The sequence below is a fragment of the Candidatus Tumulicola sp. genome, assembly GCA_036490475.1.
GTDB lineage: Bacteria > Vulcanimicrobiota > Vulcanimicrobiia > Vulcanimicrobiales > Vulcanimicrobiaceae > Tumulicola.
This window is the reverse complement of record DASXDT010000002.1, coordinates 26,075-46,627: the sequence shown is the minus strand read 5'-3', so window position 1 is coordinate 46,627 and position 20,553 is coordinate 26,075. Positions and strand designations below refer to the sequence as shown.

General features: G+C 59.4%; 16 protein-coding genes. 13 read left to right on the top strand and 3 right to left on the bottom strand.

Features of this window, described 5'->3' with window-relative positions; all coding sequences use genetic code 11:
• The first annotated feature begins 2 nt into the window (after window positions 1–2).
• From VGF98_01735 to VGF98_01695, 9 genes are all read left to right on the top strand, one after another.
• Window positions 3–1,334: a cytochrome ubiquinol oxidase subunit I gene (locus VGF98_01735; GenBank protein HEY1680344.1), complete on the top strand. Its 1,332-nt coding sequence runs from the start codon at window positions 3–5 to the stop codon at window positions 1,332–1,334.
• The gene (gene cydB, locus VGF98_01730; GenBank protein ID HEY1680343.1) at window positions 1,334–2,329 is read left to right on the top strand and encodes a cytochrome d ubiquinol oxidase subunit II; all 996 of its coding nucleotides are present in this window, start codon (window positions 1,334–1,336) and stop codon (window positions 2,327–2,329) included. The genes VGF98_01735 and cydB overlap by 1 nt, the downstream gene beginning before the upstream one ends.
• Complete coding sequence (locus VGF98_01725) at window positions 2,326–3,465, top strand: DUF1297 domain-containing protein (protein HEY1680342.1); 1,140 nt, start codon at window positions 2,326–2,328, stop codon at window positions 3,463–3,465. The genes cydB and VGF98_01725 overlap by 4 nt, the downstream gene beginning before the upstream one ends.
• A 26-nt stretch (window positions 3,466–3,491) precedes the next feature.
• The gene (gene tpx / locus VGF98_01720) at window positions 3,492–4,034 is read left to right on the top strand and encodes a thiol peroxidase (GenBank protein HEY1680341.1); all 543 of its coding nucleotides are present in this window, start codon (window positions 3,492–3,494) and stop codon (window positions 4,032–4,034) included.
• An 8-nt stretch (window positions 4,035–4,042) separates the two neighbouring features.
• Window positions 4,043–5,584: a glutamine-hydrolyzing GMP synthase gene (guaA, locus tag VGF98_01715; protein HEY1680340.1), complete on the top strand. Its 1,542-nt coding sequence runs from the start codon at window positions 4,043–4,045 to the stop codon at window positions 5,582–5,584.
• Between the two features lies 1 nt (window position 5,585).
• Window positions 5,586–6,857, top strand: a complete 1,272-nt coding sequence (purD, locus tag VGF98_01710) for a phosphoribosylamine--glycine ligase (GenBank protein HEY1680339.1) — start codon at window positions 5,586–5,588, stop codon at window positions 6,855–6,857.
• Between the two features lie 528 nt (window positions 6,858–7,385).
• Complete coding sequence (locus tag VGF98_01705; protein HEY1680338.1) at window positions 7,386–8,774, top strand: hypothetical protein; 1,389 nt, start codon at window positions 7,386–7,388, stop codon at window positions 8,772–8,774.
• A 148-nt stretch (window positions 8,775–8,922) separates the two neighbouring features.
• Entirely contained in the window at window positions 8,923–10,653 is a 1,731-nt protein-coding gene (locus VGF98_01700) for a DEAD/DEAH box helicase (GenBank protein HEY1680337.1), read from the top strand.
• Between the two features lie 1,008 nt (window positions 10,654–11,661).
• Window positions 11,662–13,299, top strand: a complete 1,638-nt coding sequence (locus VGF98_01695; protein ID HEY1680336.1) for an N-6 DNA methylase — start codon at window positions 11,662–11,664, stop codon at window positions 13,297–13,299.
• 175 nt (window positions 13,300–13,474) lie between these two features.
• On the opposite strand, the gene VGF98_01690 is transcribed toward VGF98_01695, so the two are convergent.
• Window positions 13,475–14,431, bottom strand: coding sequence for an alpha/beta hydrolase (locus VGF98_01690; protein ID HEY1680335.1), 957 nt, complete (start codon window positions 14,429–14,431; stop codon window positions 13,475–13,477).
• Window positions 14,432–14,532: 101 nt separating this feature from the next.
• Between VGF98_01690 and VGF98_01685 the strand changes: the two genes are divergently transcribed.
• Window positions 14,533–15,210 carry a Bax inhibitor-1 family protein gene (locus tag VGF98_01685; protein ID HEY1680334.1) on the top strand — a complete coding sequence of 226 codons (678 nt, stop codon included), beginning with the start codon at window positions 14,533–14,535 and terminating at the stop codon, window positions 15,208–15,210.
• Window positions 15,211–15,225: 15 nt separating this feature from the next.
• Window positions 15,226–16,611, top strand: coding sequence for an amidophosphoribosyltransferase (purF, locus tag VGF98_01680; GenBank protein ID HEY1680333.1), 1,386 nt, complete (start codon window positions 15,226–15,228; stop codon window positions 16,609–16,611).
• A 9-nt stretch (window positions 16,612–16,620) separates the two neighbouring features.
• Here the strand turns inward: purF and panB are convergent, their stop codons facing one another.
• Both panB and VGF98_01670 read right to left on the bottom strand, forming a co-directional pair.
• Window positions 16,621–17,475, bottom strand: coding sequence for a 3-methyl-2-oxobutanoate hydroxymethyltransferase (panB, locus tag VGF98_01675; protein HEY1680332.1), 855 nt, complete (start codon window positions 17,473–17,475; stop codon window positions 16,621–16,623).
• Between the two features lie 7 nt (window positions 17,476–17,482).
• Window positions 17,483–19,024, bottom strand: coding sequence for a leucyl aminopeptidase (locus VGF98_01670; protein HEY1680331.1), 1,542 nt, complete (start codon window positions 19,022–19,024; stop codon window positions 17,483–17,485).
• Between the two features lie 94 nt (window positions 19,025–19,118).
• On the opposite strand from VGF98_01670, the gene purM reads away from it, so the two are divergent.
• Both purM and VGF98_01660 read left to right on the top strand, forming a co-directional pair.
• A complete protein-coding gene (gene purM, locus VGF98_01665; protein ID HEY1680330.1) occupies window positions 19,119–20,168 on the top strand; it encodes a phosphoribosylformylglycinamidine cyclo-ligase in 1,050 nt (349 codons plus the stop codon).
• Entirely contained in the window at window positions 20,165–20,545 is a 381-nt protein-coding gene (locus tag VGF98_01660; protein HEY1680329.1) for a hypothetical protein, read from the top strand. Before purM ends, VGF98_01660 begins: the two co-directional genes overlap by 4 nt.
• Window positions 20,546–20,553: the final 8 nt, after the last annotated feature.

Genomic DNA, 20,553 nt, shown 5'->3' with positions numbered 1-20,553 from the left:
ATATGGAAACAGTGCTGGCCGATCGCCTACAGTTTGCGTTCACGGTCATGTTTCACTATCTGTTTCCGATCGGAACGATCGGCCTGGCACCCTTCGTCGTGGCCTACACCTGGAAAGCCGCGCACGGCGGCGACCCAGAAGACGCGGCGGCAGCGCGTTTCTGGACGACGATCTTCGCCGTTAACTTCGCGGCCGGCGTCGTCACGGGGATCCCGATGGAGTTTCAATTCGGAACGAACTGGGCGGCCTTTTCGCGTTCCAGCGGTTCGGTCGTAGGACAGCCGCTTGCGATGGAGGGCATGTTCGCGTTCTTCCTCGAGTCGATTTTCCTCGGCGCGCTACTGTACGGCCGGCGCGGAAAGCCGACGCGGTTTATGGCGTGGGCGGCGGTAATGGTTTGCCTCGGATCCTGGCTCTCCGGTTATTTTATCGTCGTCACCGATGCGTGGATGCAGCATCCCGTCGGCTATGTCGCGGGGCCGAACGGCACGTATCAACTCACCGACATTTGGGCCGTCGTGCTCTCGTCGTGGGCACGCTGGCAGTTCGCCCACGTCTTTATCGGGGCGTTATTGACGGGCAGCTTGATCGTTGCCGGCGTCGGTGCATACTATCTGTTGGCCAAGCGCGAGACGGCGCTGGCAAAACGTTTCGTGCGATCCGGTATCATCGCCGCCTTCGTGCTTTCGATCCTGGCGGCGTTCCCGACGGGAGACATCAACGCCGACGACGTTACGAAATACCAGCCGGTGAAGCTGGCGGCGATGGAGGGCCTGTTTCAATCGACGCACGGCGCGCCGCTGGCGATTATCGGCATGCCGGACTCGAAAAGCCGGACGCTGCTCGATCCGGTCTTCGTTCCCGGCATTCTGAGTTATCTGGCGTACGGGAACTTTGGCGCCAACGTGAACGGGCTCGAAGCCTATCCGCGCGAGTTCTGGCCGCCGGTCGAGCTGACGTACTATGCGTACCACGTGATGGTCGGGTTGGGCACGATCTTCGGCGGCATCACCGCACTGGCAATGCTGCTGCTGGTGATGCGCCGGCTCTACTCGACACCGTTGATGTTATGGGTACTTATGCTGCTCGTGCCGTTTCCATACATCGCAAACGAAGCCGGCTGGGTGGTGAGCGAAGTCGGGCGTCAACCTTGGATCGTATACGGATTGATGCGTACGGCCGCCGGAAGTTCGCCGACGGTGAGTGGCGGCGAAACGCTGTTTACGATCATCGGCTTTACCGGATTGTATTTCTTGCTCGGCGTGCTGTTCTTATCGCTCGTGCTTCGGGAAATCGGGCTTGGCCCGTCGCACGCGCCAGAGGTCGCGGTCTGATGCCGACGGTCGGGTACTGCGTGATCGCGCTGATGCTCACCGCCTATGTGTTGTCCGACGGCTTCGACTTGGGGATCGCGACGATCGCACCGTTCATCGCGCGCAACGACGCCGAACGTCGCATCGCGATGGAAAGCATCGGACCGTTCTGGAACGGCAACGAGGTGTGTTTGATTGCCGCCGGCGCCGCGCTGTTCGCGCTGTTCCCAACCGCCTATGCCGCTTCGTTCTCCGGGTTCTATCTGCCGTTCATGGTCGTGCTATGGCTACTGATGTTCCGCGGCATCTCGTTGGAACTGCGCGAACACTTGTCATCGGAATTGTGGCACCAATTTTGGGACGTGGCGTTTTGGGCCTCGAGCACGCTGTTAGTCGTTTTATTCGGAGTCGCGCTCGGCAATCTGATACGCGGGGTACCGCTCGACGCATCCGGCTATTTCCAAGGCAGCTTCTCGTTCTTACTCAATCCGTATGCCATCGCGGTCGCTTTGCTGGCGGTTTGCGTGCTCGGCTTTCACGGCGCCGCGTTTGCGCGCTTGCGGATCGACGGACCTCCAGCCGTGCGGGCAGCGTCGGCATTAACGGCGTTGTGGTGGTGCGTTGCCGCGCTGTACGTAATCGTTAGCGCCGCGACGCTGTATCTGCGCGGATTCGGCGGGCATTGGGCCACGTACGCGTGCGGCGCGATTGCGCTGGCTGCGTTGATTGCGATGCGTCTCGCGCTCGGTAAGTCCGATGTGGGAGCGTTTGCAGCGTCCAGCCTGTTCCTCATCGCTTTGATGGGTGCCGCGGCGGCGACCATGTATCCGTACATCCTTCCCGGTTACCCGCCTGGATCCGGAGGTCTGTCGATCGACGCCGCTGCGCCGTCGGTGGCGGCGATGACGACGGCGTTGACCGTTACGATCGGTGGTGGCATCGCTGTTGTCGCGTACGGTTCGCTGGTATTTCGTCGTATGGCCGGAAAGTTGCGCGTTGAGGACGTCGTACGATGAGCGAGCTAGTGCGCTCCGCCCTCGCGCGGTACGACCGCAACGCCTTGACGCTCTGTTCGATCGGCAGCCATTCGGCGCTCGAAGTCGCCGCGGGCGCGCGCTCGGCCGGACTGCGCAATCTCGTCGTCACGGCGGCCAGCCGAGAGCGCACGTATACGCAGTATTTTCGGAAAACCGGTCCGCCCGGCCCGGCGCGCGGGTGCGTCGATGACGTTCTCGAGCTGGCGCGCTTTCCCGACATTCTCAACGACGACGTACAACGACGTTTGCTCGAACGAAATGTCGTGTTCGTCGCGAATCGCTCGTTCGAGGTCTATCTGCACCAGCAGTATTCGTACGACGAGATCGAGCGGCGCATGTTGGTCCCGTTTTTTGGAAATCGACGCCTGCTGCGTGCCGAGGAACGTGACGAGGAAAACAATCAGTACGCACTGCTCGAGCGTGCCGGCATCCGTTACCCTCGCCGCTGCAACGGGCCGGACGAAATCGATCGCATCGTCATGGTGAAAGCCCCGCACGCCCGCGTTTCGTTCGAACGGGCGTTCTTTTTGGCGACGTCACGCGAAAACTACTACGACACCGCGCAGCGCCTCATGCGCGAAGGGATCCTCGACGAAGCCGGTTTACAAAACGCCGTGATCGAGGAATATGCCCTCGGCCCGTCCGTTAATTTGAATTTCTTTTATTCGCCCGTGCTCGGGGAGCTGGAGTTGAGCGGAACCGACACGCGGCGTCAAACGAACCTTGAGGGGTTTCGCAACGTGCCACCGTCGGCGCTGGACGCATTACGCGACGTCCCGATGCGGATGGAAGAAGCCGGGCACATCGCGGCGACGCTAACCGAGTCGATGTTGGAAAAAGCCTTCGACATGGGCGAGCGCTTCGTTGCGGCAGCGCGCGAAGCGAATCCGCCGGGCGTCATCGGCCCCTTCGCGTTGCAATGCATCGTCGTTGCCGGCCCACCCAAAGAGTTCGTCTGCTACGACGTATCGTTACGCATTCCGGGATCGCCTGGAACTCGCTTTACCCCCTATTCGTCGTATCGCTGGGGGCGTGACGTTTCGGTCGGCGAACGCATCGCGATGGAGATCGTGATGGCAAACGAGACCAATTCGCTCGAAAGCGTTTTAACCTGACAATCACGCTCGCAGATGGAGGATTCATGGCTACGCAAGACGCGCCGCGCCGCGCCGGCGCCGTAACATTCCGGGGTACGCCGATGACGTTGGTCGGACCCGAGTTGACGGTCGGTGCTCCGGCTCCCGATTTTATGCTGACCGGGGCCGAACTGGCTCCCGTGACCCTTGAAACGTTAGTCGATGGCGGAAGCCGCGCGGCATTGCTCATCGTCGTCCCATCGCTCGATACGCCCGTTTGTTCGCTCGAGTCGCAAACGTTCAACAAGCGTCTCGGCGAGTTGCCGGCCGGAGTAGCGCCGTTCGTCGTGAGCATGGACCTGCCGTTCGCAATGGCGCGCTGGTCGAACAATCAAGACGACACCGTGCAACTCGGCATGCTTTCCGACTACCGCGACCATTCGTTCGGTCCGGCGTACGGGCTACTCATCGCCGAACTAGGATTGCTGGCCCGAGCTATCGTCGTCATCGGCAAAGACAAAACCGTTCGCTACTACAGCCTCGTCAAAGAAGTTGCCGATCAGCCCAACTACGACGATGCGCTGAAAGCCGCAACGGAAGCGGCATAGTACACACCTTGCCGCAAACGGTATTCATCCTCGACTTCGGCGCGCAGTACAGCCAGCTCATCGCGCGCCGCACCCGCGAACTTGGCGCGTACTGCGAGATCGTGCCCTACGACGTGCGATGGAAGGATTTGGAATCGCGGTCGCCCGCCGCGTTCATCCTTTCCGGCGGACCGGAGAGCACCATGGTCGACGGCGCGCCGCAGATGGATACGGCGATCGCCGCCAGCGGCGTTCCAATACTCGGCATCTGCTACGGCATGCAACTGCTGGCTCGCGAACTCGGCGCACAACTCGTCAAGCTCGATCACGCCGAGTACGGTCCGGCCGAACTAACGGTGAGCGCACCCGAATCGCCGCTGTTCGAGAACGTGCCCGAGCATTCGCGCGTTTGGATGTCGCACGGCGATTCGGTCGTGGCCCTCCCTGCCGGCTTGGCAGCGATCGCATCGACTCCCCGCTGCAACGTCGCGGCGATGGGGGATGCCGGGCGCCGGGTATACGGCGTACAGTTCCATCCCGAGGTCGTGCACACCGAACACGGGCGGTCGGTGCTGCGCAACTTTTTGCGCAACGTCGCCGGGATCGCCGACGAGTGGAAGATGGAGTCGTTCGTGGAGCCGGAGATCGAACGGGTGCGCGCCCAGGTCGGCTCGGCCAATGTGATTTGCGCGCTGTCCGGAGGCGTCGATTCGGCGGTTGCCGCGACGCTCGTCGCTCGCGCGATCGGAGACCGGCTAACCTGCGTCTTCGTCGATCACGGATTGTTGCGCAAGGGCGAGGCGAAAGAAGTCGTTGCCGCGTTCCGCGACGTGCTGCACCTCAACCTACGCGTGGTCGATGCCCGCGCTCGTTTTCTCGACAAGCTTTCCGGCGTTTCCGACCCCGAAAAGAAACGGCGGATCATCGGGCACGAGTTTATTCGAACGTTCGAACGTGAGGCCAAACGCATAGAAGGCGCGGAATTTCTCGTGCAAGGCACGCTGTATCCCGACGTCATCGAGTCAAAGACGCCGGATAGCCGGGCCGGACACAAAATTAAATCGCACCATAACGTCGGCGGCCTGCCCAAGAAGATGCGGTTTGCGTTGATCGAGCCGTTGCGGGCGCTCTTCAAGGACGAAGTGCGCGCGCTCGGGCGGGTGCTCGGACTTCCGGACCACATCGTTCAGCGCCAGCCATTTCCGGGTCCGGGTTTGGCGGTGCGTATTATTGGCGACGTCACGAAAAAACGCTTGAACGTGGTTCGCGAAGCCGATGCCATCGTGCGCGAAGAGATCGAAAAGGCCGATCTCGATGCGATGCCGTGGCAATATTTCGCGGTACTGACGCCGGTAAAGAGCGTCGGCGTGATGGGCGACGGACGCACCTATGCCAACTTGGTCGCGGTTCGCGCGATCACGAGCGAAGACGGCATGACCGCCGATTGGGCGCGTCTGCCCCACGATTTGCTGGCGCGTATCTCGTCGCGTATCGTCAACGAAGTCCCGGGCGTCAATCGCATCGCATACGACATAACGACCAAGCCGCCGGCTACCGTGGAATGGGAATAGCGTGCGCATAGTCGTTGTCGGGAGCGGCGCGCGCGAGGATGCACTCTCGTGGCGCCTAGCGAGTTCTCCATCGTGCGAATCGATCGTCGCCGCTCCAGGCAACGCCGGCACGGCCTCGCGTGGCGAGAACGTCCGCATTTCGGCCACCGACGGACCGTCGCTGGTCGAACTCTGCCGTCATCGTAATATCGATTTCGCAGTCCTCGGATCGGAAACGACCATCGCGGCCGGAGTAGCCGACCGGATGACGGCGGCGGGCATTTCCGTATTTGGGCCGTCGCGATCGGCGGGCCGCCTGGAGTCCAGTAAGATTTTTTCGAAGCGGTTTATGCAACGTCATCGCATCCCGACCGCGCGTGCCGCCGTCGTGCATTCGCTCGATGCGGCAGCTCGCGCGCTGAACGAATGGGACGGCGGCGTGGTCGTCAAGGCCGATGGTCTAGCCGCCGGCAAAGGCGTCGTTGTCACCAAAGACGCAGACGAGGCGCGCGCGGTGTTGCGCGACTGGTATGGAGCCGGAGGCATACCCGGCGGCGGCAACGGCGTCTTGCTGGAACAGCGGCTCGAAGGTCGCGAATGCAGCGTGTTTGCGCTGGCTGACGGCACCTCGCTGACGCCGTTCCTCGATGCGCGCGATTACAAACGTGCCGGCGACGGCGATACGGGTCCGAACACGGGCGGCATGGGCGCATATTCCCCGGCCGATGAACTCCCGGCAAACGCGCTCGACGTTGTGCGCGAACGCATTCTCGATCCGGTGCTGCGTGGTTTGCAGGCCGACGACGAACGTTATGTCGGCGTCTTGTACTGTGGTCTCATGTGGACCCAAGCGGGACCGGCGGTGATCGAATTCAACGTGCGGTTTGGCGACCCGGAGACGCAAGTGTTGATGCCGCGCATCGATGGGGATTTTGCCGCGTTACTAAAATCCGTCGCCGACGGCGCAACCGAGGCGTCGGCTGCAACGGTGTCGGCACGGCACTGCGTAGGCGTGGTATTAGCGACCGAGTCGTATCCGTTTGCGAGCACGCCGGTGAACGATCTCCTTCCAGACGTTTCGTTGGCCGAAGGGTGCCAAGCGTTTTGGGGCAGCAGTACGCTCGAAAACGGGCACGTCCGATCCTCCGGTGGGCGAGTGCTGACCGTCACTGCCGTCGGTGGCGATCGCGAAGACGCCCGCGTTCGCGCGTACGCCGCAGTGAGAACGTTGTCGTCGCGGTTTGGCAATGCAAACCTCACGTACCGTAGCGATATCGGGGCCTCGACCGGATAGCGCATTTGGCGGTGTCGCGCGAATTGGCGCTTTGGGAAAGCAGGAAAGGAACATAATGAGTTTGAGCTTATTGAAGACTCACGTCTAGCCAAACGGCGAATCGCAAATCGACTGCGATTTATGGATAAGTGCGGCGACCTTGATCAAGTCTGCCCGTCCTTCTCGAGCCGTAAGTGGCCCCGACTCCGGAAGTAAAGAACGATCATTTGAAGATCTAAGATTCGAAGGTTCTTACGAAATATGAGGGTGCTCAGAGTCGCATAATGACGGCGACACCCAGGCGAGCCTAACCCCGGGACTGCGTATTTAGGCTTCCGACCGCTGCATTCTCAATCACGGTCCGATGAAGCAAGCAGCAGGCCGACCCACGCAAGTTTTTATTTTGCTCGATTCGCATTGAAAGTCGGACCTGAAGCAGGTTTGAACACGATGGTTTTCGTAGAAATCCTCGATATTTCTCTTTTTAAGTGATGCCGCCAATTGACTTTGGAGGGAGCTCGCGTGGCCCAAATAAGCCGTAATGAGCGAATGAGTCGTATCCGGATCCTGGTGGACGCGCAGAACACGTCTTCGGCTAAAAAGGGTGAAGTTTTGCGCATCGCCGGGTTTGGGGATCCTATGAGCTGTCCAGTTATCTCGATCGGCGCTAATGAACTTCTCCTAAACCACAAGTCTCATCGCGTTCGCGCTCAGCTTCAGGACGATGCGCAGTGGGGCGAACTTAGCCATGAACCCGATAGTGAAGGCGCTCAAGCAATTATTGCTTTTCATATCCGCCAGGACCGAGGCGAAGCCTCGTTCGCAATGCTGCAGCAATCGCTAACCCAAGACGGTCAAACTGATCCGGGAATAATTACGCACGACGGCGTGCTTATCAATGGTAACACGCGTGCGGTAGCTATCCGAGAATTCGCTGACCCTAGCAAAGAGTACATTCGCGTAGCTGTATTGCCACAAACCGTGAAACCGCAAGAACTAAATTTACTCGAGCTTCGGCTCCAAATGCAAAAGCAGCTAAAGGGTGAATATTCGTTCACTAATGAGCTGCTATTCGTGGAGGAGCTGAAGGAAGAGTTTAAGCTTTCTCCTGAACAGATCGCGGCGGAGATGAGAATTCATCTCGATAATGCGAAAAAGGGTGCATCGGAAGTAGAATTGCGGTTGCGCATGCTCGACCTGATCCGTAGGATGCAGAACATACCGGCTCAACGATTACCCTTGCGCTTCTTTGACGATCTGGCGTACGAGCAGCTGAAACAAACATTGCGCGAATACGATGCCAAGATGAAGGATGACCCAGCCTCCGCGGAGCGATATCTAGAAACTATACTGTTGTCGGGAATGCTCGGTATAACTTCGGTGCACCAGCTTCGAAGAGTTGATGACGCATTCGTTGGCGACTATCTCGTTCCTCATCTTGAAGAGGATGAGGTCGTCGGCCGTTTTGCCGACTTCCTGACCGCAACGAGTCCGGACCAACTTCCCAATTCCAACCCGGGTGCGGCTAGGCTGATGAAGCGCTCAAAGCCAGCGGAACCGGCGCGGCCGGATATACGCCGCTTAATTGACGTTGTTAATCAGAAGACTAAGGATGTGGCGATTGTCGCTGGCGACAAAAAAGTCTCGCTCAGCGCCGACAATGTCCGGGATGCCCTGAAGACTTCTATGATTGTGGGAATCGACGAGAAGAAACGAGCTGACCGCGTCGAGGATAAACTCAGCGCGCCGGTAGATCTTCTCAAAAAGGCCGCGAATGAATTAGTGAAATGTTCTAATGCTCTGCCCGTGGCGATGAAGGATCCGGCTTTTGACACCAGGAGGCAGAAACTTATGGAAATGGCATTTAAAAAGCTAAAGAAACGCTTCCGCGAAGTGGAAGTCGCTCTCGTGAGAGCTGGCGTACTGCTAGATAATTAAAGCTGTGCCCGGGTCATTGTCGTTAACTGTCGCAGGCTCGCCGCCCCGCGTTTTTATCGCGCGCGATGGGGACGTCGCGGAGAGTGCTTGGCGGACCCTTGAGCGCAACCTGGCACCGGGTAACCTACGAGTGCTCAACGGTCAGCTAGTGATTCCCATTGAGAGCTTCCTTGCGCGTCGAAATTGGATTGCGCAGACTCTAATCGCTTACTCCTGCGATGCGTCCTTCGATTCCTCGATCCTTGCAATGCTGCAAAAAGAAGAGGACGAAGAACGAGAGATTACGTGCGCTCTGAGCCAATCGTCGAGCCAAGAATACGATATCGACGAAATGACATTTGGGAGGCCTGATAATCGCTTCCAACTCGGTGGTCTGCGGCGTTTCCAGCGTCGCGATTTGGCCAGAGTCTTGGCTATGTCGCATTATGCCAACTTTTCTGTACCCGGTGCCGGGAAGACGGCGGTGGCACTAGGTTGTTACGAAGCCGAACGTCTGCGGGGACGGGTCGCGCGGCTATTAGTTGTAGCGCCGCTTTCAGCGTTTGATTCGTGGCTCACAGAAGCGGAGCGGTGGATGGAGCCCGTTCCTTGCGTGACCTGGCTGGACGAGCGAATTCCTGAAGCCTGCGAGATCTTGCTGACTAACTACCAACGGCTGGCGGCACGCCTCAGAGACGTTTCAGCCTGGGTTATGGCGAAGCCCTGTCATGTTTTATTGGACGAGGCTCACAGAATTAAGCGGGGGCGGAGCGGCGAATGGGGGAGCGCGTGCCTTGATCTTGCCTATCTCGCGGCTCGCAGGGATATCTTAACCGGGACTCCCGCTCCGCAGCACCCGAGTGACTTCGTCGCTTTGTTTGATTTCCTATGGCCGCAGCAAGCGACGCGTATCCTACCGTCTGCGGCGTTACAGGCGAATCCACCGGATGATGTCATGGAGGAAGTTTCGGACCGAATAGCGCCGTTGTTTGCCCGTACGAAGAAGGATGAGTTAGGTCTGGTGCCTCCCCTGATTCGGGTTGAATACGTCGATATGGGCCCGCTACAGTCAATGATCTACAATGCCGTCCGTTCTCGCATGGTAGGACAGTTAAATCTTACCTTGCAAGTTCGTGCTCAGTTGTCACGAATGGCCGACGTCGTAATGTACCTTATGGAAGCCGCGACGGATCCCGCGTTGCTTGCTAAATCGCTGAACGGTGCTGTTCCATCAACGGTTTGGCCACCTGCGCCGGTCCCGGACGATTCGTCTTTGGTCGATTTGATCATGCGCTACCATGAGTACGAGATGCCTAGCAAATTTCAGAAGCTAGCATCTATAGTGGACACCAACGCAGCCGCAGGGCGCAAGACCTTAGTATGGTCTAACTTTGTGGCAAATCTTGAGGAGCTTGCTCATCGAGTGCTAGCTCCCCACGAGCCGGCGCTGATCTATGGCGCCATCCCCTCTTCCCCCCGAGAAACTAACTTCGTAACCCGGCAGAGCGAATTAAGGCGTTTCCGGTATGATCCGAATTGTTGGGTGTTGCTGGCCAATCCCGCCGCTATGTCGGAAGGCGTCAGCTTGCATCATGAGTGTCATGACGCAGTGTACCTAGACCGCACATTCAATGCTGGTCAATACCTTCAATCGATCGATCGCATACATAGACTCGGTCTGCCAATCGAAGCAGAAACGAGAATCATATCTCTGGTGAGCGTAGGGACCGTCGACGAAATAATTGATCAGAGAGTACGTCTTAAGGCAGAACGTCTGTCTCGAATGCTATCAGACCCCAACCTCACCGTTATGGCGTTGCCCGAGCCCGATGATTACGGTCAGTGGGTCGAGACCAGCGATCTGGACGAGATGTTTGTTCATCTCGGGATAGAGTCTTGAGCGAAGAGAAGCCGCCGATAGGTGCGAGAGGCCGGGTCACGTCGTACGTCATCGACGCAGCACTACACGCTGCGTCTGTCTTAGATAAGGACGGGTTAAGGCGGATTGATGCAATGGCGTCGTATTGGAACCACGCGCTTGGAGGTTCGTTCTCTCCGTCAGATTTGCGTGTGGGAGAACGCCTGTTAATTGACTGCGGCTTAGTGACTGAAACAGAGCAAGTACTCTTCCCTAGTCGGTTTCTTTCAGACTTGCTTGACGGTACCTTGGAGGATGCTAGGGTAGCTATATTTACCCTCGCTTCTCAAGTAGAAAAGAACGCAGAGGAGCTACGGCCACCTAATGAGGAGTTTGCCGAGTCATTGGGGCTAGATGCGTCTAGGCGGGAGGAGTTACTAGTCGCTTTGGGTCGTCGCTTCGATGATCGTCAGCGGCGTCTCATTGGTGACATTGGCGAAAGGGTTGTGCTTTATCAAGCTCGTGTCGAGCTTGAATCGCTAGGCTACATAGAGCTAGCTCGTGAGGTCCGGCGAGTCAGCGCTCTTTCTGATCAGCTAGGTTACGACATCTCTGCGCCGCGAGTAAACGGTCCCAGCCGGCTGATAGAGGTGAAGTCAACGTTGGCGAAGACGATGACGAATGAAATCACGTTTTTTCTTTCGCGTGGTGAGGCCGAGTTTGGGGCTACAGTTCGGGACTGGTTTTTGGTCGTATGCGAGGTCGAAGATTCTCAGAGTGCAGCTGGAACTATACTCGGGTGGTGCACGATGTTGGAGCTTGGGGATCGGCTGCCGAAGGACTCCGTGTCGGGCCGCTGGGAGCAAGCCTCTGTAAATCTTCCCCGCCTAGCGCTCATACCGGGACTTCCGAGTCCTTGACTTTTCGTAGGAATTTGTCGCACAACATTTGTGTCAGGCTTCGGATCTCGTATATGGCAGATGACATGGATATTCTGATACCCCAGTATTCCGAGAGCATGTTTTCTGCGGATCATGCGGGAGCGAGCCGTTGAAATCATCGGCAGCTCGCGATACTGCGCACGCCGAATCGATCGTAAGCGAACAGCAGCTAATCCGAGCAACTCTGGATCTTGGGGCCGCATTAGCGGGCGGCCCGTTATCCATGACGGAAGCGAAATTACTGAAACGAGTCCAGGATGTCCCTCGAACATCTTCCCGGCTGCTCCGCGGGCTCCGCGAGCAGATACTCGGCGGCGCCGACCCTCTAGGAGAAGCATTCTGCGCGTTGCGGTCGCCGGTCCGACGACGGCAAGTGGGCAGCTTCTACACTCCGTCGACGTTAATACAGCCGATGATAAAGTGGCTGCTTGACCGCAAGCCGACTCGAATTGTCGATCCAGGGGCGGGGAGCGGACGTTTTACTCAAGCAATCCTTTTGTCTAATCGCTCGCTCAAGACAGTTGCCGTCGACCTTGATGCTGTAGCTACTCTGATGACTCGTGCAATGCTTCACGTGATTAAGGCTAAGAGCGCAATTGTGCAGCACTCCGACTATATGAGGCTACGCCTTGATCGCATCGACGGCCGCACCGGATTTATCGGTAACCCACCTTATGTTAGGCATCATGGCTTGTCTACCCATGCGAAGGAACGAGCGATAAGGCTCGCCACGCGATTAGGGCTCCATATGTCTGGCTTGGCGGGACTGTATACCCACTTCTTTTTGCAGACGGCGTCACTCGTGACCGATGGGGACGTTGGGTGCTTTGTGACGAGCGCGGAGTGGCTGGATGTCAACTACGGGAGTGTCGTGCGTAAGCTAATGCTGAATCAACTGGGTTGCGCCGGAGTACATCTCATCGCCCCCCAAGCGATCGCGTTTAAGGATGCGATGACCACGGCCGCAATCGCATATTTCGAAGTGGGAGTCGAGCACAAACGGCTTACCTTTTCCGTTTCCAAAAATGTTAAGGTCTCCAAGGGACTGGGCCGCAGTGGGAATCGCGTCAGTAGGAGTGAACTTGACGCGGAGCGCTGGTCTCCGTTGTTAAACCAGCGAATTCATTTGAGCGAGGATGCCGTGCCGCTCGGTTCGATCGTCCGCGTTTCCCGTGGGCAGGTAACCGGAGCGAATAGCTTCTTCATCATGACATTAGAAAGAGCCCGAGCCCTAGGCATTGAAAAATGGTGCAAGCCGGCGATTACGTCGGCGAAAGAAATCATTCAGTGCGCAGGCGTAATCCGAGACAACGGGCAGCGCCTTGTGCTATTCGACCCGCCGACAGACATTAATCGGAAAGCTGATAAAGCGCTCGACGAATACCTATGTCAGGGCGAGCATTCTTTAGCGGGCAAAGCCCCCGTGTCGGAGCGGTACGTCACACGTGGCCGACCAGCATGGTGGGCCGTTAGGCCCTCGGCGCCCCCTATCGTAGCAAGTTACATGGCCCGTCAGGCCCCTGTTTTCGCCCTCAATCCCGATGGGCTGGTAACGGTCAACGTTGTCCACGGCCTTTGGCCGAAGCTGCCATTGCATAAAGATGAACTGCAGCGGCTGACGGAACATCTGAATAGGGCCCGTGCATCTTTTGTGGGGCGCGGTCGAACGTATTTCGGCGGACTGGAGAAGTTCGAGCCTCGCGAGATGGAAGCGTTGCCGGTACTACGAGGCCTTCTGCCTGCGTAACGGGTTTCCCAGCGTAATTGGGCCGATCAAGAATCTAGGAGTGAGCCAGTTTCGCCATGGACAAACCAGCTAAGCTTACTACAAAAGCTTCAAGTGCGTTTCGGCTGTTTCAACTTTCAGAATCCGCCCGTAGCCATCACCACATAGCATATCATCGTGCGTAGGGCCGTAGCATCTACAAACTCAGTGCTTGGATGGCCTCTACTACTTCCGGTTCGATCGGCAACGACGGATCGTCGTACCCGTGCAGAATGGCCGCTTGCGTCGAAGTATCGGGTGCGTACTTGAGCACGTGATTCATTCCGTCGACGACGACGAATTTCGCGTGAGGAGCTCCGCGCGCAAGAGCTCGCGCATCCACCATGCCGACTTGGACGTCGGCCGTTCCTTGAACGATGGCGATGGGAACGCGAAGCTTTGCGATCTCCGCCGCCGGATCGTATTTGAACCACGAAATCAAGTACGGTTGCACCGATGGTCGCAGCAGTGCCGCTAATTCAGGCGGCGCGTCCGTTACCAGATGGCCTTGCTGCAATTGCGTGATAGCGGCGTCGGCTTGCGCGTAGAGTTTTGCCGGCAGCTGAGCTGCGAATTGTTCGCGTAGCACTGCCGGAGCGGGCCTCCCGGCGCCCTCGAGGCTGGCAAATCCATTGGCGCTTGCATTTTGCAACGCCAGCACTCCGAGCAGAGAACCCTCGCTGTGGCCGGCTACCGTGACCGACGAAAATCGCGCATCGCCGTGCAGAAGAGCGATCCATGCGGCTGCGTCTTGAACGTATGTATCGAACCGCAGGTCGCTTTCGGACTTCATGGCGGTGGCACTGGCGCCGACCCCGCGTTTGTCGTAACGCACCGTCGCGATTCCGAGCGCTTCCAGCGCTTGCGCGAGCAGCTTATAAGTATCGCTGCGAACGCCCAGGCTAGAATTGCCGTCGCGGTCGGTCGGACCCGAGCCGGCCACGATCAAAACGACCGGTGCCGGAGTTCGAGGCGGAAACGTTAGCGTTCCGTACAGCGTTCCGGTCGCCGTCTGCAACGAGATCGGGACGTCAGATGCCGCCTGGGCCTGGCTGGGCACGGCCGTCGCGGCTGAAGCGGATGCCACCGCACCCAAAAACGTCGAGCGATTCATCCACCGAAGATTCGCTTCGGGCGGACGTGCCGCTTGCTCGAGAGCGGGGTCGGCCGTCGGGAGGTGTAACTCGGACGGCGCGAGGAGGTTATTAATAACGTATGGCCTTTCAAAACCAGGGCAGACCGCAAAATCAGTTTGGCGGCCCGGCCGTCCCGGCCGTTGCTACGCATTCGCTGCTCGCGCAGGTGCTGGGCATCACGGCGCTCGGCCTGTGCGTAACGGCGCTCGCGGCGTCTGCGACCCAAGGGTTTCCGGCCGGCGTCGGTTTGGCGGCGATGATCGTCGGGTTTATCCTGCTCTTCGCAATCAACGCCGTCCGAAGTAATGCGGCGCTTTCGCTCACGTTGTTTTACGCTTTTACGGCGTTAGAAGGCGTCGGAATCGCACCGGTTATCGGGCAATACATTCGCACGGTCGGATCGGATGTGGTGTTCAACGCCGCGCTGACGACCGGGCTCGGAATGTTCGCGTTGGCTGCGGTGGTCTATGCGACCGGCCTCGACTTACGCCGCTTTCAAGGTATCCTGACGATTGCGTTGCTCGGATTGATCGTGGTCGGCGTGGTCTCGATGTTCGTTCGCTTCATCCATCCCGAGACGTACGCGTGGATCACGCTGGTAATTTTCGCCGGCCTCGTGTTGATCGACTTCGCACGGCTTCGCGCCGGCGGCGATGGCTTGACGCCGGTGCAGATGGCCGTCAGCATCTATCTCGACGCAATCAACATCTTTCTCGCCTTGCTGCAAATCTTTGGTGGCCGCCGTTCCAGCGACTGACGGAGGTCTCGGTTAATGTGCGGCATTACGGGGGTGTTCGCTCCGCAACGCGACGCCGCCCGGCTCGCGTACTTCGGGCTATACGCGTTACAGCATCGCGGGCAAGAATCGGCCGGCATCTCCGCCGCCGATGGCGGTACCATACGATCGCACAAAGAGATGGGATTGTTGGGCGCGATCTTCGACGAAGAGATTTTGTCGTCGCTCGGCGGTCATATCGCGGTCGGGCACACGCGCTATTCGACGAGCGGTTCGTCGATGGTCGTCAACGCGCAGCCGTTGCTGGAGCGAAGCGACATCGGCGATTTCGCGTTCGCGCATAACGGCAACATGACGAACACCGACGAACTGCGCGACACGCTATCGCCGACAACGGTGTTACAGGCGAGTTCCGACTCCGAAGTTTTGGCCAAACTCTTGGTCGAGGCGAAAGGGTCGATGATCGATCGCATTCGAAGCCTGATGGGCCGCGCACGCGGCGCCTATTCGATCGTGCTGATTACCGACGACGAACTCTATGCGTTCCGCGACCCGTGGGGCGTCAAGCCTTTGTGCTTGGGTACGCTGGCCGATGGCGGCTTCATGGTGGCTTCGGAGTCGTGCGCATTCGGCACGGTGGGCGCTCAATACGTTCGCGAACTCGGGCGCGGCGAGATCGTGCGCATCAATGCAGCTGGATTGGAATCGACTCAAACCGACGTGGAAGCGATGCAGTCGGCCTTTTGCATGTTCGAGTACATCTATTTCGCGCGTCCGGATTCCAAACTCAGCGATCGCGCGATCTATGTCGCGCGGTACGAAATGGGACGGCGCTTGGCTCGCGAGCATGCCGTCGAGGCCGACGTCGTAATGGCCGTTCCCGATTCGGCTATACCGGGCGGTATCGGCTACGCGGCCGAGAGCGGGCTTCCGTACGTCGAAGGCTTGATCAAGAACCGCTACATCGGACGTACGTTTATCAGTCCAGATCAGAAGATGCGCGCGCGCGGCGTGCATCTCAAATTCAATCCGGTCGTCGAGAATCTCAAAGGTCACCGTGTGGTGGTGGTCGACGATTCGATCGTGCGCGGAACGACGACCCCGCGCATCGTGGCGTTATTGCGAGAAGCCGGCGCGACAGAAGTGCATCTGCGCATCACATCGCCCCCGATCAAACATCCGTGCTATTTAGGCGTCGACATGGCGACCTATGACGAATTGGTGGCAGCCAACTTCACCGTCGAAGAAATCCGGCAAAAGACCGGCGCCGACTCACTTGGATACCTGAGCCTCGACGGTTTGCTGGCCGCCACCGGGCGCGATCGTAGCGAAATGTGTCTCGGCTGTCTGACGGGCTCGTATCCAAGCGTTCCGGCCGGGCATGAAAGTCGCGCGCTCGTCACGACCGATAAGGCGTCGTAGTCGGGCGGCTTAGGTTTCAGGTTCGGGCGCGGGAAACGTGCCGGCGCGAACGTCGTCGGCAAACTCCCGCAACGCTTCGGTCGCGAGACGTCCGACCTCGGCGTACCGCTTTGCGAAGGGCGGCGAATGCGAATACATCCCCAATATGTCGTGCAGCACCAGCACTTGCGAATCGCAGTGCGGTCCGGCTCCGATGCCGATCGTAGGAATCGTCAGCAACTCGGTGATTTCGCGCGAAATTTCGAAGTCGACAACTTCCAGCACGATCGCATAGGCGCCGGCGGCTTCGACCGCGCGCGCGTCGTCGATCAATCGATCGCGATGCGTACGACGCTTGAATCCCGGTCCGAGGCCGGCCGTTTGCGGCGTTACTCCGATGTGTCCCACGACTGGAATCCCCGACCGCGCGATCGCGCGTACTCGGTCGGCTTCGTAAACGCCGCCCTCCAGTTTGACCGAACTAGCGCCGCCTTCTTTGACGCATCGAATGGCCGAACGCAGCGCGTCCTCGTTGCTGACCTGGTACGAGCCGAACGGCATATCGGCGATAATGTGGGCGCGCGCCGTGCCGCGCACCACCGCCTGTGTGTGGTGGATAATTTGGTCTAGCGTGACCGGGGTGGTTTCGTCGTACCCGAGCACGACATTTCCCACGCTATCCCCGACCAGGATGACGTCGATCCCAGCCTCTTCGACGAAGTTTCCGAACGGCGCGTCGTATGCGGTCGCTACCGGAAAGATCGTTTTGCCTTTTCGGCGTTTAATCGCGCCGGCCGTGACCCGCCGAATGGCGGGATTTTTTTCCGGCTCGTACGGGCGCGCTTCCGACGAAGCGTTCGCGCGTTTCTTAACAGACGAATACATCCCGGAACTACCTCGTCGATACCGCCGCCGCGTTCGTCTCGCCGTTCGACGCAGACGCGCCGTTGCCGGACGCCAGCGATTCGGCTAATGCAACGAACGTGCGCACCGGCATTCCGGTGGGTCCTTTCGCTTGCCAACCCGACTCGCCGTCGAGATATGCGGTGCCGGCGATATCGACGTGTACCCACGGCGTTTCGCCGACGAAGGACTTGAGGAACGCCGCGGCCGTCAACGTGCCGGCCGCGCGACCGCCGGTATTTTTGAGATCGGCGATGTCGCTTTTCATCTGTTTTGCGTATTCTTCGTAATACGGCATGCGCCAGAAACGTTCGCCGGTCGCCTTAGAGACGGCAACGAAGCGATCTGCCCAGTCGTCATCGTTAGAAACGACCGCGGCGGCGGCGTGACCGAGCGCGATCACGACCGCGCCCGTTAGGGTGGCCGTTTCGGCGATGCGCGTCGCACCGAGTTCGTTGGCGTAGCAGAGCCCGTCGGCCAAAATCAATCGCCCCTCGGCGTCGGTGTTGATCACTTCGATCGTCTTGCCGTTCATGGCCGTCACGATGTCGCCGGGTTTGGTCGCCTTTCCACCCGGCATGTTTTCAGTTGCGGGAACGATGCCGACGACGTTCACCTTCGGACGGAGCTTGCCGATCGCGACCATCGATGCGATGACCGCGGCGCCGCCCGACATATCGTATTTCATATCTTCCATGCGGTCGGCCGGCTTAATCGAGATGCCGCCGGTATCGAACGTGATTCCTTTTCCGACGAGCGCGAGCAACTCTTTACTCGAAGGATCGCCGTTATACCGCATCACGATAAATTTCGGCGGTTCGGCACTTCCGCGAGCGACCGACAGGAACGACCCCATGCCTTTGTCGCGCGCCCAGGCTTCGTCGTGGATCTCGACCTCAACACCGGCCGCGCGTCCCGCCGCTTCGGCTTCGTTCGCGAGAATCGTCGGCGTCATGTCGTTGGACGGTGTGACGGCCAGTCTTCGAGCGAGGTTCACCGCGTCGCCGACGATCGTTCCGCGCGCGACGCCACGTTCGAGCGCGTCGCTGTCGAATCCATCGGATAAAAGCGTTACGCTCGTAACCGCGATCGGCTTCTCCGGTTCGCGCTGATAGGTCGTAATCTCGAATGACGAAGCGATCGCTCCTAGCGCAATCGAGGATGCGGCGTCGGCTTCGCGGCCGGCCGCTTCGGGCGGAAGCGCCACGGCAATCTCGGCAATGTTTCGGCGGCCGAGCGCTCGCACTGCCACTCCCGCATAGCGCGCCAACATCGAATCTTCGAACCGTTTGCGTTCACCTAATCCCACGGCCAGCATTCGCTTGAAAGGCCGGTCGATTGCATGCACGAGGACCGTGTCGCCGAACGCGCCTTTGAACTCTCCGCTCGCTATTGCTTCAGAGAGTGCTCCGCCGACGGCGCCGTCGGCTAATTGTGCGGCGCCCGCAAGCGCTTCGTTTGAAAAGACGGGCACGACCAGGGCGGCGGTGCGCGCGTCGATCGGCGCTCCGGATGCGACACGGATTTGCATGGTGAACCTTTCGCGCGGTGAACTACTGCTCGAGAACGGAGCAGGGCTAGCAGTTTCTTTCCTGCGCGCGACGGCTCCAGCCCTGCGAAGGAGGATGGTGAGCGACAGAAGTCTGATCCCGAGCGCGTACGCGCGCGCCGGCGTCGATATAGCAGCCGGAAATGCTGCGGTCGACCGATATCGCGATTTGCTCGCCGGTTGGCGCCACCCAGGCCAGCTCGACGCGATCGGCGGCTTCGGCGGCGTTTTCGAGATGCCCGGTGATGCGACGCAAGCGCTGGTCGCTTCGAACGACGGCGTCGGGACCAAAATTCTGATCGCCATCGCGTTGCGACGGTACGACACAGTCGGCGCCGATCTCGTGAACCATTGCGTCAACGACATCTTGGTCGTGAATGCAACGCCGATGTTCTTTCTCGACTACCTCGCCGTTGGTAAGCTCGATCCAGAGATTGCCGGAGCGATCGTCGGCGGTTGCGCGCGCGCCTGTCGCGAACACGATTGTGCGCTGCTCGGCGGTGAAACCGCCGAAATGCCCGGCGTATACGCCCCAGATCACTTCGATTTGGCCGGCACGATCGTCGGCCGCGTCGATCGAGGCGCGCTTCCGGACCCGTTGTCGGTCGGTGCCGGCGACGCGATCGTCGCGCTTCCGGCGATCGGATTGCACACGAACGGATATTCGCTCGCCCGCGATGTCATCGATCCCAGTGAATACGAATCGCCCCTGCCGGATAGTCAAACGACGTTCGGCGACGCGCTGCTCGCGCCGCATCCGTCGTACTATCGCGCGGTGCGCGACGTGCAGGCGGTGGCGCGTGTGAAAACGATGTCGCACATCACCGGGGGCGGCTTGCGTGAAAACGTTCCGCGCACGCTACCGCCCAACGTCAAAGCAATCTTCGAACAGCAGCGATGGACCGTACCGCCGATCGAGCGTGAAATCGTCCGCCGTGCGCGGCTCGATCTCGACGAACGCTATCGAACCCTCAACATGGGCATCGGGTACACCATGATCGTTCCGTTGGAAGACGCAGCCGCGGCCATTGCCGCGGCTCCCGGCGCGTTCGTCGCCGGGTGGACCGAGACGCGCGCCGGCGACGAACCTTCCGTCGTGGTGCATCCTGCCCGCGAGGACGTATGAACGAGGCGCTCTTTCAAAACCTCACCGCGGCGTGCGAAGCGGATGGTTCGCGCGACGATCGCGCTCGTGCCGCGGCCGAGGCGATCGCCCGCGCCGGCTATTCTTGGAGCGCGATCTACGAAGTAGACGACGACCGTGTCACGTTGCTGGGCGAATTCGGAACTGCTTCGAAGCCGCCTTCGATCGCGCCCGAATCGTTGGCGTCGAATGCGTTTCTTTTAACCGAACGCGGATCCATCGTCCCGATTCTCGGCGCAGAGAGCGGGATACCGATCGGTGCGTTGGCAACCGAACGCGATCGTTCCGGCCCGATCGACGATCGCGAGCGCGGCGTGCTCGAACGTTGCGCGGCGATCGTCATCGCCCTCTTCGAATAAAGCCAAAC

Excerpts from the sequence above, each read along its gene's own strand:
- VGF98_01735 (HEY1680344.1), top strand. The coding sequence starts at position 3 with ATGGAAACAGTGCTGGCCGATCGCCTACAGTTTGCGTTCACGGTCATG.
- cydB (HEY1680343.1), top strand. The coding sequence starts at position 1,334 with ATGCCGACGGTCGGGTACTGCGTGATCGCGCTGATGCTCACCGCCTAT.
- VGF98_01725 (HEY1680342.1), top strand. The coding sequence starts at position 2,326 with ATGAGCGAGCTAGTGCGCTCCGCCCTCGCGCGGTACGACCGCAACGCC.
- tpx (HEY1680341.1), top strand. The coding sequence starts at position 3,492 with ATGGCTACGCAAGACGCGCCGCGCCGCGCCGGCGCCGTAACATTCCGG.
- VGF98_01705 (HEY1680338.1), top strand. The coding sequence starts at position 7,386 with ATGAGTCGTATCCGGATCCTGGTGGACGCGCAGAACACGTCTTCGGCT.
- VGF98_01690 (HEY1680335.1), bottom strand. The coding sequence starts at position 14,431 with ATGAATCGCTCGACGTTTTTGGGTGCGGTGGCATCCGCTTCAGCCGCG.
- VGF98_01685 (HEY1680334.1), top strand. The coding sequence starts at position 14,533 with ATGGCCTTTCAAAACCAGGGCAGACCGCAAAATCAGTTTGGCGGCCCG.
- purF (HEY1680333.1), top strand. The coding sequence starts at position 15,226 with ATGTGCGGCATTACGGGGGTGTTCGCTCCGCAACGCGACGCCGCCCGG.
- panB (HEY1680332.1), bottom strand. The coding sequence starts at position 17,475 with ATGTATTCGTCTGTTAAGAAACGCGCGAACGCTTCGTCGGAAGCGCGC.
- VGF98_01670 (HEY1680331.1), bottom strand. The coding sequence starts at position 19,024 with ATGCAAATCCGTGTCGCATCCGGAGCGCCGATCGACGCGCGCACCGCC.
- purM (HEY1680330.1), top strand. The coding sequence starts at position 19,119 with ATGGTGAGCGACAGAAGTCTGATCCCGAGCGCGTACGCGCGCGCCGGC.
- VGF98_01660 (HEY1680329.1), top strand. The coding sequence starts at position 20,165 with ATGAACGAGGCGCTCTTTCAAAACCTCACCGCGGCGTGCGAAGCGGAT.